The organism is Candidatus Limimorpha sp., from assembly GCF_056203535.1.
Window position 1 is genome coordinate 1 of record NZ_JBADWU010000103.1, and the last position, 15408, is coordinate 15408.

General features: G+C 43.7%; 11 protein-coding genes. 4 read left to right on the forward strand and 7 right to left on the reverse strand.

Going from position 1 to position 15408, the window contains the following annotated elements; genetic code table 11:
• Nucleotides 1-159: 159 nt before the first annotated feature.
• From AC06MN_RS12185 to AC06MN_RS12215, 7 genes are all read right to left on the reverse strand, one after another.
• On the reverse strand, nt 160-1326 hold the full coding sequence (locus AC06MN_RS12185) for a Card1-like endonuclease domain-containing protein (protein ID WP_475672659.1): 1167 nt from the start codon (nt 1324-1326) through the stop codon (nt 160-162).
• Between the two features lie 130 nt (nt 1327-1456).
• Entirely contained in the window at nt 1457-2710 is a 1254-nt protein-coding gene (locus AC06MN_RS12190) for a phosphoglycerate kinase (RefSeq protein ID WP_475672660.1), read from the reverse strand.
• Nucleotides 2711-2722: 12 nt separating this feature from the next.
• Complete coding sequence (locus AC06MN_RS12195; protein WP_475672661.1) at nt 2723-3706, reverse strand: diacylglycerol/lipid kinase family protein; 984 nt, start codon at nt 3704-3706, stop codon at nt 2723-2725.
• Between the two features lie 173 nt (nt 3707-3879).
• The gene (locus AC06MN_RS12200; protein ID WP_475672662.1) at nt 3880-6429 is read right to left on the reverse strand and encodes a leucine-rich repeat domain-containing protein; all 2550 of its coding nucleotides are present in this window, start codon (nt 6427-6429) and stop codon (nt 3880-3882) included.
• Entirely contained in the window at nt 6426-7259 is an 834-nt protein-coding gene (locus tag AC06MN_RS12205) for a hypothetical protein (protein ID WP_475672663.1), read from the reverse strand. Before AC06MN_RS12205 ends, AC06MN_RS12200 begins: the two co-directional genes overlap by 4 nt.
• Before the next feature lie 116 nt (nt 7260-7375).
• Complete coding sequence (locus tag AC06MN_RS12210) at nt 7376-7951, reverse strand: hypothetical protein (protein WP_475672664.1); 576 nt, start codon at nt 7949-7951, stop codon at nt 7376-7378.
• A 48-nt stretch (nt 7952-7999) separates the two neighbouring features.
• Nucleotides 8000-8635 (reverse strand): hypothetical protein, encoded by a 636-nt coding sequence (locus AC06MN_RS12215; RefSeq protein ID WP_475672665.1) that lies wholly within the window; start codon nt 8633-8635, stop codon nt 8000-8002.
• A gap of 100 nt (nt 8636-8735) precedes the next feature.
• On the opposite strand from AC06MN_RS12215, the gene AC06MN_RS12220 reads away from it, so the two are divergent.
• The 4 genes from AC06MN_RS12220 to AC06MN_RS12235 all read left to right on the forward strand — a co-directional run bounded on the left by AC06MN_RS12220 (nt 8736) and on the right by AC06MN_RS12235 (nt 15159).
• Nucleotides 8736-10439: an elongator complex protein 3 gene (locus AC06MN_RS12220; protein WP_475672666.1), complete on the forward strand. Its 1704-nt coding sequence runs from the start codon at nt 8736-8738 to the stop codon at nt 10437-10439.
• A gap of 395 nt (nt 10440-10834) precedes the next feature.
• Nucleotides 10835-12577, forward strand: a complete 1743-nt coding sequence (locus AC06MN_RS12225; RefSeq protein WP_475672667.1) for a T9SS type A sorting domain-containing protein — start codon at nt 10835-10837, stop codon at nt 12575-12577.
• A gap of 353 nt (nt 12578-12930) precedes the next feature.
• Nucleotides 12931-14619 carry a tetratricopeptide repeat protein gene (locus AC06MN_RS12230; protein ID WP_475672668.1) on the forward strand — a complete coding sequence of 563 codons (1689 nt, stop codon included), beginning with the start codon at nt 12931-12933 and terminating at the stop codon, nt 14617-14619.
• A 168-nt stretch (nt 14620-14787) separates the two neighbouring features.
• A complete protein-coding gene (locus AC06MN_RS12235) occupies nt 14788-15159 on the forward strand; it encodes a DUF3244 domain-containing protein (RefSeq protein WP_475672669.1) in 372 nt (123 codons plus the stop codon).
• Nucleotides 15160-15408 lie beyond the last annotated feature (249 nt).

The following is a 15408-nucleotide window of genomic DNA, read 5'->3' on the forward strand; positions in this document are numbered from 1 at the left end:
ATCAGTAGCTATGGAAAACATAGGAAATTTTCTTCAAAGTTACTGATTTCCAAGATATTATGCAAGTGTTTTAACTAAAAAAAACACCGGATTTTTCCGTTTTTTTGCTCTTCTTGAAATTTTTGTCATGTACTAAGGGAATTTCCATAATTAATAATCTCACTCTTTCGCAATTTCCACCATTCTATTAATCACTTTCTTAATGTTTTGCGGTTTTGTCAGGCAATTGTAGTCGCAGAAAGAAATATCCATGTAGTTGGCCGTCTTTCTCCAATTGCCTTTGTAGTCTTTTTTCAGCGAAAAAATGTAGGAGTTGCTGATTCCAAGCAGCACTTCTTTCAGGGCGCATACCTTGTAAACGATTTCATTGAACAAGCTTTCGCTGTTCACACCTGTCTTACATTCAATGACATACAGTTTGTTGGCTTTCATGAAACAGACATCGAGTTCGTTGTTGTGTTTCAGGCTGTTGCTCGAAATGTGAACGCCCATGGCAATGTCCTGTGGATTTACGGTTGCTTTTATCAGATAGTAGACATATTCCTCAAACCATCCGCCAGTGAGGTATTCAATTTCTTCACGTTGCAGCGAATTTTTCATTTTTGGCACAAAACCGATGAATTCCAGAAACTTGCTGAGATTCGGAATGGCCGTCATGTAATCTTTTGTTGGGTGTTCGACTTCCGAAATCCTGATAAATTTCCAATTACGGTATTTTTCGCGCAAAATATCCATTGCCTTATAATCGCCCTGACTGAGCAAATTTTGAGAAAACAAAGTGAATAGATGTTTTGCGAAGGCAGCATCACGTACGGCTTTTCGCGGTTCGTTGGCATCGTGGTCCAAACCGTAAAGTTCGAAATATTCGCTGAGCGTCATGCGATAGTCTATCGGGTAAACCACATCGTCGTTGTCGTAAATGCTGTTATCAAAAATGGTCTTTACGATTTGATTTTCACGTGTTTGCGTGTAGAAAAACAATGATTTGAAATCTTCAAACACATGTTGCACCGACAAAGCCATGTAACGCGAACCGCCTGCCAGATTGACGTAATATTCCGTTTCCTTGTTGAGTCTTTCCTTTATCTTGCGACAAATCAGTTCATATAGGAATTTTCCGTTTTCTCTTTCAATGATGATGGTTTCGAAATCGTTTTCGTTGATAGCCAATTGTTTGGTCAGAATAGCAATGCTGTCGGCTTCTTCCTTGGTTGAAATGAAAAGGAACTTATCGCCACTAGCGTGGACTTGTTTTGTGAATAGATAAGCTGGCAAAGGGTCGCTTTTATCAATAATGTTGACGATGGTTTTTGACATGACGGACATAATATTGCTTTTGGCTATTAGCTGCTGGCCACTGGCTTACCGATTCATTAAATAGAAGTTTTTTCTATTTTAATGATTAGCTAAGCCAAAAGCCAAAGGCTAATAGCCAAAAGCAGATGAAATTAATAAATCATTTCTTAATGGCAGCAATGCCAGGCAGTTCCTTGCCTTCGATGGCTTCGAGCAAAGCGCCGCCGCCGGTTGAAACGTAACTTACGCGGTCGGCCAAGCCGAACTTGTTGATGCAGCTGACGCTGTCGCCGCCGCCAATCAGTGAATAAGCGCCGTTCTGTTCGGTAGCTTCAACAATGGCATCTGCCAAGGCACGCGAACCTTCTGCAAACTTGTCGAATTCAAACACGCCGCAAGGTCCGTTCCAAAGGATAGTCTTCGATTGCTTGATGATGCCGGCATAGAATTTACGGCTTTCAGGACCGCAGTCCATGCCTTCCCAACCATCAGGAACATTCATTGGATCAACGACTTGCGTGTTGGCATCGTTTGAGAATTTGTCGCCAACCACGACATCGAACGAAAGGTAAAGGTTCACGCCTTTGTCCTTTGCTTTCTGGAGGATTTCGAGGGCGAGGTCAAGCTTATCGTCTTCGCAAATCGAATTGCCGATTTTGCCGCCGAGGGCTTTCTTGAAGGTGTAAGTCATGCCGCCGCAAAGAATTAGGTTGTCAACCTTTGTGAGCAGGTTTTCGATGATGTCAATCTTTGTAGAAACCTTCGAACCACCCATGATGGCTGTGAATGGACGCTGGATTTCGTTCATCACCTTGTTGACGGCTGCCACTTCCTTGCCCATCAGGTAGCCGAACATCTTGTGGTCGGCATCGAAATAATCGGCAATCAAAGCGGTGGAAGCGTGGGCGCGGTGTGCGGTGCCGAATGCATCGTTGATGTAGTAATCGCCATAGCTTGCCAAGGTCTTGGTGAATTCCTTTTGCGAGGCTTTCAGGGCTTTCTTAGCTTCATCGTAGCCTTCTTCGCCTTTTTCAATGCCGCGTGGCTTGCCTTCTTCTTCGGCGTAGAAACGAAGATTTTCGAGCAGCAGGACATCGCCAGGCTGCATAGCAGCGACCTTATCGGCAGCTTTTGCGCAGTCTTCGGCAAATGCTACGTCTTTTCCGACAAGTTCCTTCAGATGGGCCAAAATCGGCTTCATGGAGAAATTCGGGTCTGGGTTTTTCTTCGGGCGGCCAAGGTGCGACATCAGGATGATCATGCCTTTGTCGTTGATGACTTTCTGAATGGTCGGCATGGCTGCACGCATACGGGTGTCGTCAGTAATATTGAAGTTTTCGTCCAATGGGACGTTGAAATCGACGCGGACGACAACGCGCTTGTTTTCAAAGTTTACTTGATCAATGTTTATCATAATGTTATGTATTTAGGATTTTTCAATGTGTGCTTTTCTTCCCGCGTTTTGTTTGACAAGCATGTTGACTGCTTTTGGAAGAATTTCGAAATCGAAAGGCGAGTTTGTGAACGTTTCGCCTTCAGTTTCAAGGAATAAAGAATGTTCTGGCTTTGACATGATTTTGATTTTTCTGCCTCGGAATGTTGAAACCTGTTTCATTTTATGGATGAAAGTTCCATCGAAAATGCTGTTGATTTTCGTGACGAAACAAAAAAACGGTACTTCTTTGATGACAGTGATGTCGAAAAGTCCGTCGTCGGGAATGGAATTGGGCATCATCATCATGCCTCCGCCGATGAATTTTCCGTTTCCGACCGAAAGGCTCAAAATCCTGTCGTTGAAGACTTCTTTTCCGTCTATTTCAATCACGATGTGTGGTGTCTTGAATTTCAAAAGACAGGAAGCCGTGTTCAGCAAGTACCTGATTCTGCCGCCTTTGCCTTGCTGTTTCATAATGTTGGTCTTTTCGCAGACCATCTCATCCAAACCGGTTCCTGCGGCATTCAGAAAATAACGTGTCTTTGGGTCGCCGTCGTTGTAATAGGTAACTTTTCCGATGTCGTGGGCGAAAATATGTCCTGCTTTCAGGATTTTCACAATTTTCTGGTAATCTGTCGGAAAATCGAAAGTCTTGACCCAGTCGTTGCCTGTTCCGACTGGAATCGTGCCCATCGTGATTTCGTTGGTTGGAACCGTGTTTTGTGTGAAAATGCCGTTGATGACTTCGTTGTTGGTGCCGTCGCCGCCCACGGAAATGATTTTGCGGAAACCTTTTTCGGCAATGCCTTGCCTGACAATTTCGATGGCATGACCTTGATGTTCCGTTACAACAGCCTCAAAATCAAAGCCTTCTTCTAATAAAATCTGTTTTATCGTTGGCCAATCCTTTTCTCCCCTTCCAATGCAAGCCTTAGGATTGACGACAACTAACCATTTGTTGTTTTCTTCGTTCATTCGGAGATAAAATTTGCGTCAAAGATAGTAAAAGTTTTTATTAGTTTTTTGTTTTGGGCAAACATAAATTCGAAAAAAGGAAAAACGCAAATTTCCACAAATGAACCAATAATTGTTTGTTGTTCATTTATTAATGGATAATTATTGGAAATTTGCGTTTAACCCCTTCGTCTTTAATAGTAAGTGATATTCAAATCCAAACGTTTCTCCTGCAACTTTTCTATGGTCTTGTTTCTCACTCTCGTGTTGTAGACTTTCAGCTGTTTCAGCGATGCCAGATCTTCAATCGGTGAAAGGTTTTTCACATCGGTGTTGTTGATGAAAAGTTTTTCCAAATTCACTAATCCAGTCAACGGCTTCAATGAACTGACAGGAGTTCCGCTGGCGTTCAATGTGTTGAGGTTGAGCATGTTCTTCAGCGGATCCAATTCGTCGATTTGCGTGTTTTCGATATTCAGCAGTACCAATGCGGTGTCCATTTCAATAGGTTCCAAGCTCTTGACGGGCGTGTTCGGAATGTTGAGTTCTTTCAGGTAAATCTTGTTTGAAAGCGGATTCAAATCCCTGATGCTCTGGTTGTTTGCGGTGAGCGATTCAATCCAGGTCAAATCTGCAATCGGAGCCAGCGACTCGATTTGCATTTCCGGGTCGATGGTGATTTCGCGCAAATCGATGATTTGCTGCAACTGCAAATCGGTCGGCATGGTTGAAGTATACGGAACGTGTGCCCTGAAAATTTCTTTCCATGTGTCGTCAATGTTTGTCCACCAGTATTTCAGGTCTTCCGATTGGAATACTACCGTGACTTGTTTTTGTATTTCTTTCAGTGCCACCACATTGTGTTTTTTAATGTTGGTGCTGTCGGCCCAAACGGTTTCCAGATTTGCATCTGTCGCTAATGGTGTCAGGTTGGTAATCGGCGTGTTCTCGATGTTCAGTTCGCGCAAACTGTTCATGTCTTGCAATGGACTTAAATCGTCAACGAAAGTGTTTTTCAGAATGAGGTTTTCCAAGTTGAACATGCCTTGCAAAGCCATCAGATTACTGATTTCGGTGTTCGAAATGTTGAGTTTCTGCAAGTTCGTTAAACGGCTGACAGGCAACAGGTTCTGAATGTATGGATTGCCAGAAAGGTCGAGTTCCTTCATGTTGATGATTTCGTGCAGTTGCTCGGTGCTGGGTTCCGATTCCAAGTTGATTTGTTTCGAGAAAATGGCTTTCCAGTAAATCGGCAGGTTGTTCCACCATTCGCGCAAGGCTTCCGTGTCGTAAATGACTAAGGTATAAGGGTTTTCCTTGGTGTAAGCGCTGGCTTCTTCGATGCCGATTTTGGTTTTGTCGCAATAGATTTTTCCAAGGCGGCGATGGTTTTTCACGGGCGTCAAATCCTTGATGTTGGTGTTGCTGCAATACAGTTCGCGCAGGTTTTCCAATTCGTTCAGGGCTTGCAGATTGCTGACGGCGGTTCCTGAAACGTTCACGCTTTGCAGGGTTGTCTTGTCTGTCAAGGTCGAAAGGTCGCGAATGGTGGTGTTGCTGACGTCGATGGAAACAAGGTGTTCCAAATCCTGAATCGGCGAAATGCCGCTGATTTTACTGCCGCTGGCATTGAGTTGGGTCAGTTCGGGGCAGTTTTTCACATCTCTCAGACTGTTGACCAAAGTATTGGCAATGTTTAGTTTTTTCAAGCCTCTCAGCGATTGCAGGACCGAAATGTCATCAATCACGGTGTTGGCAATTTCAAGTTCCTCCAAAGTGATGTCGTATTTCAGGGCCGAAATATCATTGATTAAGGTTGAATTGGCACGTAAAATCTTCAGTTTGTTGGCGCTGCGCAAAGGCGAAATGTCTTCGATTGAAGTGCCCGAAATGTCGAGGCTGACCAAATCGGAAAGTTCGTTTAATGGCTCTGCGCTGATGATTTCGCGGATGCCTGAAATGTCGACGTTTTGTTTTTGCGTGACCAATTTCAGTTTGCTGTCGAGTTCGGCCATGTCGTTTTTGAAGACTTTGTCGCGCATTTCCGTGCCATTTATCAGGTCTTCAACAGGATAGGAAGCAATGAAATCGATGCTGGTAATCATGCCGACGGTCTCAATCGGGATGCTGTCGTAGAGTTTTATGCCTTCGCCCAGTCTCTTTTTCCAATTGCCCGAAAGTGCGTTCCACCAGTTTCTAAGTTCCTCTTTTTCATTGATTTTCGAAGTATAGATGCTGGCAATTTTCATGTTGCTGTTCTGGCGGTCGAGGTTGATTTCGATGAAACGGTTTTTCACGTTGTCAACCTTTTCATTGTTGATGGTGACTGCGGTCAAATGGCGGGTCAGATTTACCTTGAAGAATATCGAGCCATCTTCTCTTGTGCTGTTGGCAATGTTTTGAATATCAAACTGAAACATGGCTTTCTTGAAGAAAAAGTCGATGTCTTTCAGATAGGCCTGAACGTCTTTATTAATAGGTGTCTTGCGGTTGTTGTCCAAGTCATCTTCAATCTGTACCTTATCGTCGATGAAGATTTTGCTCCAGCTTTCCGTGAAAATGATTTCCTTTTCCTGAGCTGTCGATGTCGTGTCGCCTATGAAGTTCAAGGTTTCTTCAAAATAGGTGATCATACTTCGCACTTCGGCTTCGTATTTCTGCATTTCGTCTTTCGACAATTTCTGGGCCTGGCACAATCCAATCAGGCAAAATAAAGCTATAATGGTGGAAAAAATCTTTTTCATGGTTGGTAGAATTTGATAAGGTTGGCCTTTTCTTTTTCAGGCATATAAATGATGTTCGACATGAGCCAGCCCGAGTTGTTGCCCGAGCGGTTGAACCACGACACTTCGAAATACCAGTCCTTGATTTGGAAGACGTGGAATTTCACCGAATCAACTTGCTGGAATTTCAGGTTTCCTTTCTTGATTTCGTAGAAAAACAAGGTCAGGTAATCGGGTTGGTATTCCTTGGATGCGTAATATTCAATGACTTCAGGTGTCTGAAAGGCTTTGTAGATGTTCATGAAATCGAGTTCGTGACTCATCGGGTGCAGGAAATACTTTTCCTTTTCAGCGATTTCACCATTTGGGAAAAGTTTGTTGTATTCGGAAAAATAGACATTGGTCAGCACCCATTTTGAGCCGAGGCCTTCCTTTTCGATGGTTAGAATCAATGAAATTGGAACGATTTTTCCGTTGTATTTAAAAGTTGCCGAAACTTCCGAAAACCATCTGCCGCCTAAGAAAGTCATGTAGCCGGAATCGTCTTTCGTGACGTCTTCAATGAAATAGCGTTCCAGTTCCGAATTGATGCCGAATTTTTCGTGGTCGAACAGAATGGGCAGCGACTGTTGCCGCATTTCGTTGCTGCGGTATTTCGGGTCTTTCGGGTTCAGCTTGTAGCCAAACTGGTCTTCTTCGTAATTGAAGCGTCGCATAAACTGCCCCATCTGTTTGGTCATGGCATACAGTTCGGTTTCATCTTTAATGAAATTGCCAACGGTTTGGGCCACAGCCGAATATGAGCTTATGGCACACAAAACCACGATGATTATCATCCGAAATCTTTTCATCTGAAAAACCAATTTATGGGGGTTCGAGGTTGCGGGGGTTCGAGACATCGAGGCTACGGGGTTACGAAGATTTTTATGACCTCGTGACCTCGTTGCCTCGTATTCCCGTGACCTTGTTATCTGTTTGTCGTTTCCTTGACGCGCATGTCGCCGAGCAAAACATCCCAGAAGCCGATGGTGCGGCCACCGATTTGTGTTTCCTTGCGCTTCACGTACACGGTGATGTCTTTCTTGGTCGTGTCTTTGTAGACCAAGTTGCCTTCTGCATCGTAGCCTCTGAAGGTTTGGAAAATGGTGATGACACCGACGTAGGTTCCATCAGGTTGACGCTGTAAGTCGCTGACATACTCGATGTTGTACCATTCAATTTCAACGCGGTCATAGTTCAGGCGCATGAGACGCTCGAAATATTTGCGTACTCTGTAATACTGAATTGTGTTCGACGACAGCGATGAAACACCAATTTCAGCATCGTTCATAAACAGTTCCTCAGCACGGTCGATGACGCGGTTTGCTTCGCTGAAAGGTGTGTCTTTCGATCCTGCAATCTTGATGTATTTGCTCAGGTCTCTGACTTTTTCCAATGCCAGACTGTCGATGGCCTGTTTGCGTTCGAAACTCAGTTCATCTTGTGCAATGGCACTGCCGACAACGAATAATGCAATGACTAATGTTGCTAATATCTTTTTCATTTTTATTTCCTTTCTAATTGACAAACAATAATTTAACTACGATTTACCTTATTTTTTAATGAGTTCCAGTTCGCTGATTTTGCCGTTTGTGTTGTATTTGATGTCGTTGACACTGTTGCGCGAAATCTTCTGGTCTTTCAGGTAATTGAGATATTTTTCAATGGTGGTCGGGCGGTCGTAATCGTTGAAGCCGCCGGCTTGACTGATGATAATCAGCACTGGAACGTTGTTCGATTCAAACATTCCCAAGGTTTCATTGATGACACGGTTGGCTTGCGAAATGCTGCCGGCGTTGGCAATGCTGCGGAAGTTGTTTTCCAACACAACGTTAGTCGATTGTGCGTGTTCGCGTTCTTCGGCGGCACGGCGTTCCTCTTCGTTTTTCTGAGCGCGTTCGCGGGCCAGTTTCTTTTCCACTTGGAACAGCAGGTCGTCGACTTCGGCATTTTGCAGGTTCCAGTTCTTAATGGTTTGCACGCGGGCTTCCTTTTCTTCCAAAGTCCAAAGGGTTTCGTCGTCCAAAATGGCGTTCAAATCCTTGATGGCTTCAGCCACTTTCGATTTGTACTCTGCTTCGGCAGCTTCTTTTGCAAGTCTTTTCTTGCTTTTGCAACTTGTCGTTCCTCCGAGCGTGATGAATGCAGCCAGAAGAATCATTGCGATGGTTGTGAGTTTGCTTTTCATTTTTATGAGATTTTTCTATTAATAACTCTATTAATTGCTACAAAATTGCAAAAGTATATCTTTTTTCGTTTGGTTGCGTTTTTTGTCCGAAATTTGCGGCATGAAATACTATAACATACCTGTTTTTCTTCCCGAGTTGGCTTGCCCGTTCCGCTGTGTCTATTGCAATCAGTTCAGCATTGCGGGTAAAAGTCAAATTCCTGATTGTGAGCAAGTAAAACATATCATAGACTCACATTTGCAATCATTTAAGGAAAAAGACAGGTTTGTTGAAGTGGCTTTTTTCGGTGGAAATTTCACCGGTTTGCCCGAAAAAATGCAGGATGATTATTTGAAAACGGTTGCACCGTATTTGGAAAGCGGTCAGATTCAAGGTATCCGTTGCAGCACGCGCCCCGATTATATTAATAAGGAAAGACTGAAAGTGCTGAAAAAATTCGGGATGCGCAACATTGAACTTGGCGCACAATCGACTGACAATGAAGTGCTTTTGCAATGTGGGCGAGGCCATGATTTTGAGGCCATAAAATCGGCTTCGGAAATGATTCTTGCCGAGGAATTCACTTTGGGTCTGCAAATGATGATTGGCTTACCGGGTTCTTCCCCTGAAAAGGATTTCCAGACTGCAAAAGACATTGTTTCGCTTGGCGCAAAGGAAACGCGCATTTATCCTTGTCTAGTGGTGAAAGACACGGTGCTTGAAAAGCGTTTCCGCAAAGGACAATATCAGCCTTTGAACATTGATGAGGCTGTTCAGCACTCAGCGGATATTTATTCTTATTTTATTGAAAACGAGGTAAATGTATTGCGTATAGGCTTGCATCCTTCCGATGAATTGGATGGCGGCGATTGTGTGGCGGGACCTTATCATCATAACTTTGCCGAGATGGTTTTCGGTGAGGTCTGGCGGCGGAAATATGCTACGATTCAAGGCCAAGGCAAGCGTCTTATCATATATACACATTCATCGCAGCGCACCAATGCCATTGGCTATCAGGCGACAAACCGAAAAATATTGCTTAATTCGTTCCAACAGGTTGATTTTCTTTGTGATGACAGCCTCTCCCCTGCCGATTTCCGCTATGAGATTTCCGACGAAAGCAAGCAGACCATAATCCTTGCCTCTGCATTAATGCCTGAACCTGCAAAACAAAAATTAGCGGCTTTTGGAAATGTTCTTTGGCTCGAACCTGTCAGTTTTGTTTATCCGTCCATTGCTGCCCATCCCGATATTTTCTTTTTCCAATATGCTGAAAACCAACTTGTTTTTGCACCGAACACTCCGAAAGAATGGATTGCAGAATTGCATAAGGCGGGCATAAAACTGATGCGCGGCAAGCAAGCCTTAGGTTTTGCGCATCCCGAAACGGTGCATTACAATGCTTGCGGTACGAAAAATATTTTGGTTCACAACCTGAAATTTACCGATGAACGGATTCTGAAACTCTACGCCAACAAAAAGCAAATCAATGTAAATCAAGCCTATACGCGCTGCAATCTTTTGGCTTTGAGCGAAAAAGCTTTCATCACTTCCGATTTGGGCATTGGCAAGAAATTACAGGAATCGGGTTTCGATGTCCTTTTCATCAATCCGCGCCAAGTTCATTTGGAAGGTCACGACTACGGATTTTTCCCAGGTTGTTGCGGCGTTTTCAACCAAAATCTTGTGGTTTGCGGCAACACGCAAAACCTGAAAGAAAAACCCGAATTAGATGCTTTCCTTTTGCGCAATAGCTTCAATATCATCGAATTGTACGATGGTGCATTGACGGATTTGGGCGGGATAATGTTTTTGAACCGCTGATTTTCCTATTTTGTGGCATGACAAGTATAGGATGCCTCATTATATTTCTGCTCAACATTTCCCGACAGAACCTATATAGCTTTGCAGCGTCAGCTGCCTGTCGTTTCCCAAGGTCTTCACTGTACTTCAATTATTATTTGTAATAACCTAATGCACAAATCGTCCAATTCCTTAGATTGAGCGAGCATTGAGCGAAGTATGAGCAAGCATTGGACGAAGTACGGAGCAGGTATAGTTTTGGGACTTTAGACATTGTTTCGTTTGGCATGTTTCTTTAAAAAATCACTTTCCTCTTGACTTTTTGGTTTTTCATATCGTAACTTTGCTGCATCGAAAATTGAACTAACCATGTCGAACATGAAGCACATAGCACCAACTTTTGAAATTCATTCATCATGAAAAAGTTTGCCTTATTAATAATCGCTTGCCTCGAGGCCTTCAACATTGCCGTGGCACAAATCACCAGCCAGCAGGCGGATGCACTGGTCACCAACCAGATTTATGATACAATCATTGAATATGTTGACATCTATTCTTTCCCTGAATTATTGCACAGAAATGATAGCATTCAACTTTTTGACGGCACGATAATCTCCGTGCCTTACAACAATTGCTATGGTTATTTCATTGATTTGCTTCCATTTGCTAATTGGTCTCATCCATGCAACTATTGTTTGTTAGATTCAAATACGGGTCAGTTCAATATAATTGAAAATACCACATTCCCTAAAAATTGGGAGAATTTTATGATGGTTTCATTAATGGACAGGCCGCAACCTGTCGATTTCGAATCGGACATTGCTTCTGACCCCACAAAAGACATTTTGCCGCAAGATCCTCATTTGTGGGCTGTGCTGATATGCGGCGATGTCGGCGATTATTATAGCTCGAATGGCAGGTTTTGGGGAGATTTGTCATGCGTTTATAACACGTTGATTGATAACGGATTTATTCCCAACACAAATGACGTGTACGGCGATTATAACGGTCATGTATTTGTACTTCCGCATCCTTCCTTATCTGGTCATTATAGCCATGATTTGGACCATGATGGCACATCTGACTTTTATTCAGACTTTGGCTGGGCATACGGCAGGCAGAATCTTCAGATTTTCTTGGAAAAGTTCCACATCGGACATGAGTGGGAACTCACACCTGACGACAAGTTGTTTATTTACGTCACCGGACATGGCGAAAGAAGCAGTTCGACAAATGAATCTTTCTTCAACATGAATCCGCCTGGAAGTACGGGCAATGCTGTTTTTTCATCAGATTTTTCGGAGTGGTTGTCGGATGTCAATTGTTCGCAAATGGTGCTGTTGATGCAGAACTGCCATTCAGGAGGATTCGTAGACGATTTCATGGATGTTTCCGAAGCAGAATGTAAGAACAGGGCGGTTTTCACGGCCTCGGATGCCGAAGGCTATTCTTGGGCGGAAAGGTATATTACCGCAACAGGCCGTTCAAATGAAAAGTCACCGACACCTTTGCTGTTTAATGTGAACGAATTCACCTATTATTGGTCTGCCGCAGCCTTAGGCTATTATCCTCATGTGTATGATAAGAATAACGATTCCTGGGGGCCGTGGGAAAATATCGGTTATGGTACTATTGGAGGATTAAATAGTTCAAATCCAATGCCTTGGAGCGATTTTTTCACGGAAACAGACATGCCTGACCATGAGCAGTACGACAAAAATCCGGATACGGATGGCAATGGCATTCTTTCATTAGAAGAACTGTTCACTTTTGCTGACAATCTTGATGTTTGGTCGGAAAATGGCTACTTCTATCCTGGAGGAGATTCTCAGCAAGGTTACGATGTGACGGAAGAACACCCGCAAGCGCAATACGGAGGCTCCCTAACCGTAACGGAGCAACATACCGTACTGACAATGAACATGTTTCCCAATCCAGCTACAACTTGGACAATTGTGGAATACGCGCTGCCCAACGGCAGCATTAAAGCGGAGCTTTCCATGTTCAATGCCATGGGCGTAAGGGTGAAGCAGGTGGAACTGGATGGAAATACTGGCCAGAAAGTTCTCGATTTGCGAGAGCTTGCCAATGGAGTCTATACCATCATAATACTTTGTGGTGAATATTACCAAACACAAAAGATAGTGATTACCAAATGATTGTATAATTGTTAGGAAGCAACTAAAAAATCCCGCCAAATTTGACGGGATTTTTCAATATCGGGAATGAAATAACGATTATTCTTCTTCCTTCTGGCTTTCTTCGTATTCCTTCAGGAGCTTGTTCTGGACATCGGAAGGAACCTGTTGGTATTCAGCATATTTCATGGTGAAGGTACCACGTCTGATGTCAGTGAGCTGAGTGAAGTTGAATAGCGGTCCATTTCTGCCAACGGCACCTTAGCGTGGATGGTCTGGTAGTTGTGGTCTGAATCCATACCCATCACGAAGGCGCATTGACTGATTTGGGCGGGATTTTGTTTTTGAACCGCTGATTTTCCTATTTTTGTGGCATGAAAATCATTGAACACCTCATCATATACTTGCTGTTTTTGTGTTGCCTTCCTTCGTGCTTAGACAATCCCCTTCCCGACCCTAAGACATTGTTACGCAAGGCGGAACAGAATATCGACACCAACCCCGAAGTGGCTTTGCACAGCCTCGATTCCATATTGGCGCCCAGCGTTTCGTTCCGCCAAAACGACTGCATGAAGTATGTCATGCTCCATGTTGAGGCCGCATTTCTGAGCGGAAAGGAGATAAAAAACGACACCGCCATCTTCGAGGCTTGCCGTTTTTACGAAAAAAACGACGACTTGCCGCAGCAGGCCAAGGCCACGTTGCTCAGCGCCTGCGTGCTGGAAGCGCAAGGCCAGACCGATGCCGCCGTCGATGCCTACAACAAGGCCTTTGCCTTGGCAAGCCAAAATGCTGACAGTGCGATGATGGCAAAGGCAAAGCATTATTTGGGAAATATGAATTACAATACCGGCTATTATGACGAGGCAGTGAAGAACTTTAAGCAAGCCGATAAATATTATGCCGACAATTTGTCTAAAAAGGCGCAGATGCTTAGAGCGATAGGAGCGGCATTTACTTTAAAGTACGAAAACGACAGTGCAGTGCATTACCTTGAAAAAGGATTGGAATTGGCAAGAGATGCTGAGAATGAAATGGAAGAAAGCTATATTCTGAACACGTTAAGCATAATCTATAGGGAAAAAGGAGACTATGAGGAATCGCTTCTGCTGTTGAGGCAGTCTGCCTCAGTGGGCGTAGCCGAAAACGACAGCATACGCCTTCACCTGAATTACGCCGACTTGTTCTTGGGCATGGACGAATTGGATTCGACGAAGTTTTATGCAGGAAAGTTGCAAAAAGAGGTAAAAGATGTGGAAGATGGTTCTGAACGGGCTGCCATTTATAATTTATTGGCAAAATTTGAGGCAAGCATTGAAAATATGGATTCGGCTTATTATTTTCAACAGCAAAACATAAATGCCGTTTCCGACGAATACCATAAAAGGTTGCAACAATCGCTGTACGAAGCGCAACTGAAATACGATTTCGAGGCGCAGCAAAACCAATACTACCAGCAGCTTGCCCAACGACGGAAAACCATTATTGTTTTGGTTTTTGCCTTGCTGTTGCTGGCGGTTTTCCTCTCCGTATTGCTGCTTATTAATTTGCACCGCAAAAAGGAAATGATTCAACTGAAAGACGATTTCCTTTCGTTCAAGCAGCAGACCATCGAACTGCAAAACGAACTCGACAGTCAGAAAAAACAACAGACAGGCCAAACGGACTTGCAACAAAAAACCTTGGACTTGCTGAATATCGCCAATACCTATAAGGAAGAAAGTCTGAAAAAACAGTTCAGGCTTCTTTGCAACATGGAGGTTTACCGCCTGAACACCGGCGACAAGGCTCTCCTTGAAACCTTATGCAGTTCCATGTATGGAAAATCCGATTTCTGGACCGCGGCACTGAAAGCAGCTGAAGAGTTTTATCCTGATGTGGTGCCAGGCATTCGCAAGAAATGCCCCGGTTTGACCGACGACGAGTTTAAAACCGCCGTGTTCCTCTTGATGGGAGTGCCGCGCCAAACGGAAGCCATTCTTTTGAAGAATTCCGTCAACATGGTGGATAAAAACCGCGTGAAAGTCCGAAAGATGTTGAAAAATCACGGTATTGATTGCTGAAACGTTTGGAATTTTTGCAAAAAAAGTTTGGAATGGTTTTTTGATTATGGCATTGATTTACAATTTATTGTAAAAATCAAGACCTAAAAAAGTTCGGAATGTGTCTGAAAAAAGTTTGGAGTGGCTATTTTTCAGTAGATTTTTGCAGCGTTTTCAAAACACAGTAATATGAAGCGCACATTTACAATTCTAATCGCAATGTTTTGCCTCATGGCAAATGCAAATTTCAGTTTCGCCATGCGCGACGAAGGACCAGATGAAATTTATCTACAAGGGAAAATTCCACCAATAGGCCGTTCCCAGTCCGAACCCCTCAGTGCATCGCACGACGATGCCAACCTCTATGTCGACTTCCATGCCGATTTGGGAAGTCTTACCATCACCATCAGCAACGCCACGGGCGCGGTTGTCAATACCGAAACCGTATACGCCCAAGCCAATGAAGGCGTGCAGATTTCGCTCAGCAACTTGCCGTCGGGCAACTACCTTGTCGTTTTCAGCAATGCGCAGGGCAGCCTGATGGGAAAATTCAACATTTAAATTGTATGAAAGGAGGTCCCATGAACAAATTCATTACCTTTACCCCTCGCCATCAAGTGTCTGCCGTTTGCGAGGGAGAATAAAAAAACAGGCGGTGAGGAGATTTCACCACAGCTTGCGGCAGATGGCTGCAAGCGTTGAGGACGCAGAAAATATTGTTGGAGAGCGTGATAACGCAAGAATATGTTTTACTTTAAACAGAATGTTTAATGAAAAAATTTACTATAATGCTCGTGTGCCTGCTTTTCA

What these genes read in the sequence shown, in the direction of transcription:
- AC06MN_RS12185 (WP_475672659.1), bottom strand. Translation starts at nt 1,326, where the DNA reads ATGTCCGTCATGTCAAAAACCATCGTCAACATTATTGATAAAAGCGAC.
- AC06MN_RS12190 (WP_475672660.1), bottom strand. Translation starts at nt 2,710, where the DNA reads ATGATAAACATTGATCAAGTAAACTTTGAAAACAAGCGCGTTGTCGTC.
- AC06MN_RS12195 (WP_475672661.1), bottom strand. Translation starts at nt 3,706, where the DNA reads ATGAACGAAGAAAACAACAAATGGTTAGTTGTCGTCAATCCTAAGGCT.
- AC06MN_RS12200 (WP_475672662.1), bottom strand. Translation starts at nt 6,429, where the DNA reads ATGAAAAAGATTTTTTCCACCATTATAGCTTTATTTTGCCTGATTGGA.
- AC06MN_RS12205 (WP_475672663.1), bottom strand. Translation starts at nt 7,259, where the DNA reads ATGAAAAGATTTCGGATGATAATCATCGTGGTTTTGTGTGCCATAAGC.
- AC06MN_RS12210 (WP_475672664.1), bottom strand. Translation starts at nt 7,951, where the DNA reads ATGAAAAAGATATTAGCAACATTAGTCATTGCATTATTCGTTGTCGGC.
- AC06MN_RS12215 (WP_475672665.1), bottom strand. Translation starts at nt 8,635, where the DNA reads ATGAAAAGCAAACTCACAACCATCGCAATGATTCTTCTGGCTGCATTC.
- AC06MN_RS12220 (WP_475672666.1), top strand. Translation starts at nt 8,736, where the DNA reads ATGAAATACTATAACATACCTGTTTTTCTTCCCGAGTTGGCTTGCCCG.
- AC06MN_RS12225 (WP_475672667.1), top strand. Translation starts at nt 10,835, where the DNA reads ATGAAAAAGTTTGCCTTATTAATAATCGCTTGCCTCGAGGCCTTCAAC.
- AC06MN_RS12230 (WP_475672668.1), top strand. Translation starts at nt 12,931, where the DNA reads ATGAAAATCATTGAACACCTCATCATATACTTGCTGTTTTTGTGTTGC.
- AC06MN_RS12235 (WP_475672669.1), top strand. Translation starts at nt 14,788, where the DNA reads ATGAAGCGCACATTTACAATTCTAATCGCAATGTTTTGCCTCATGGCA.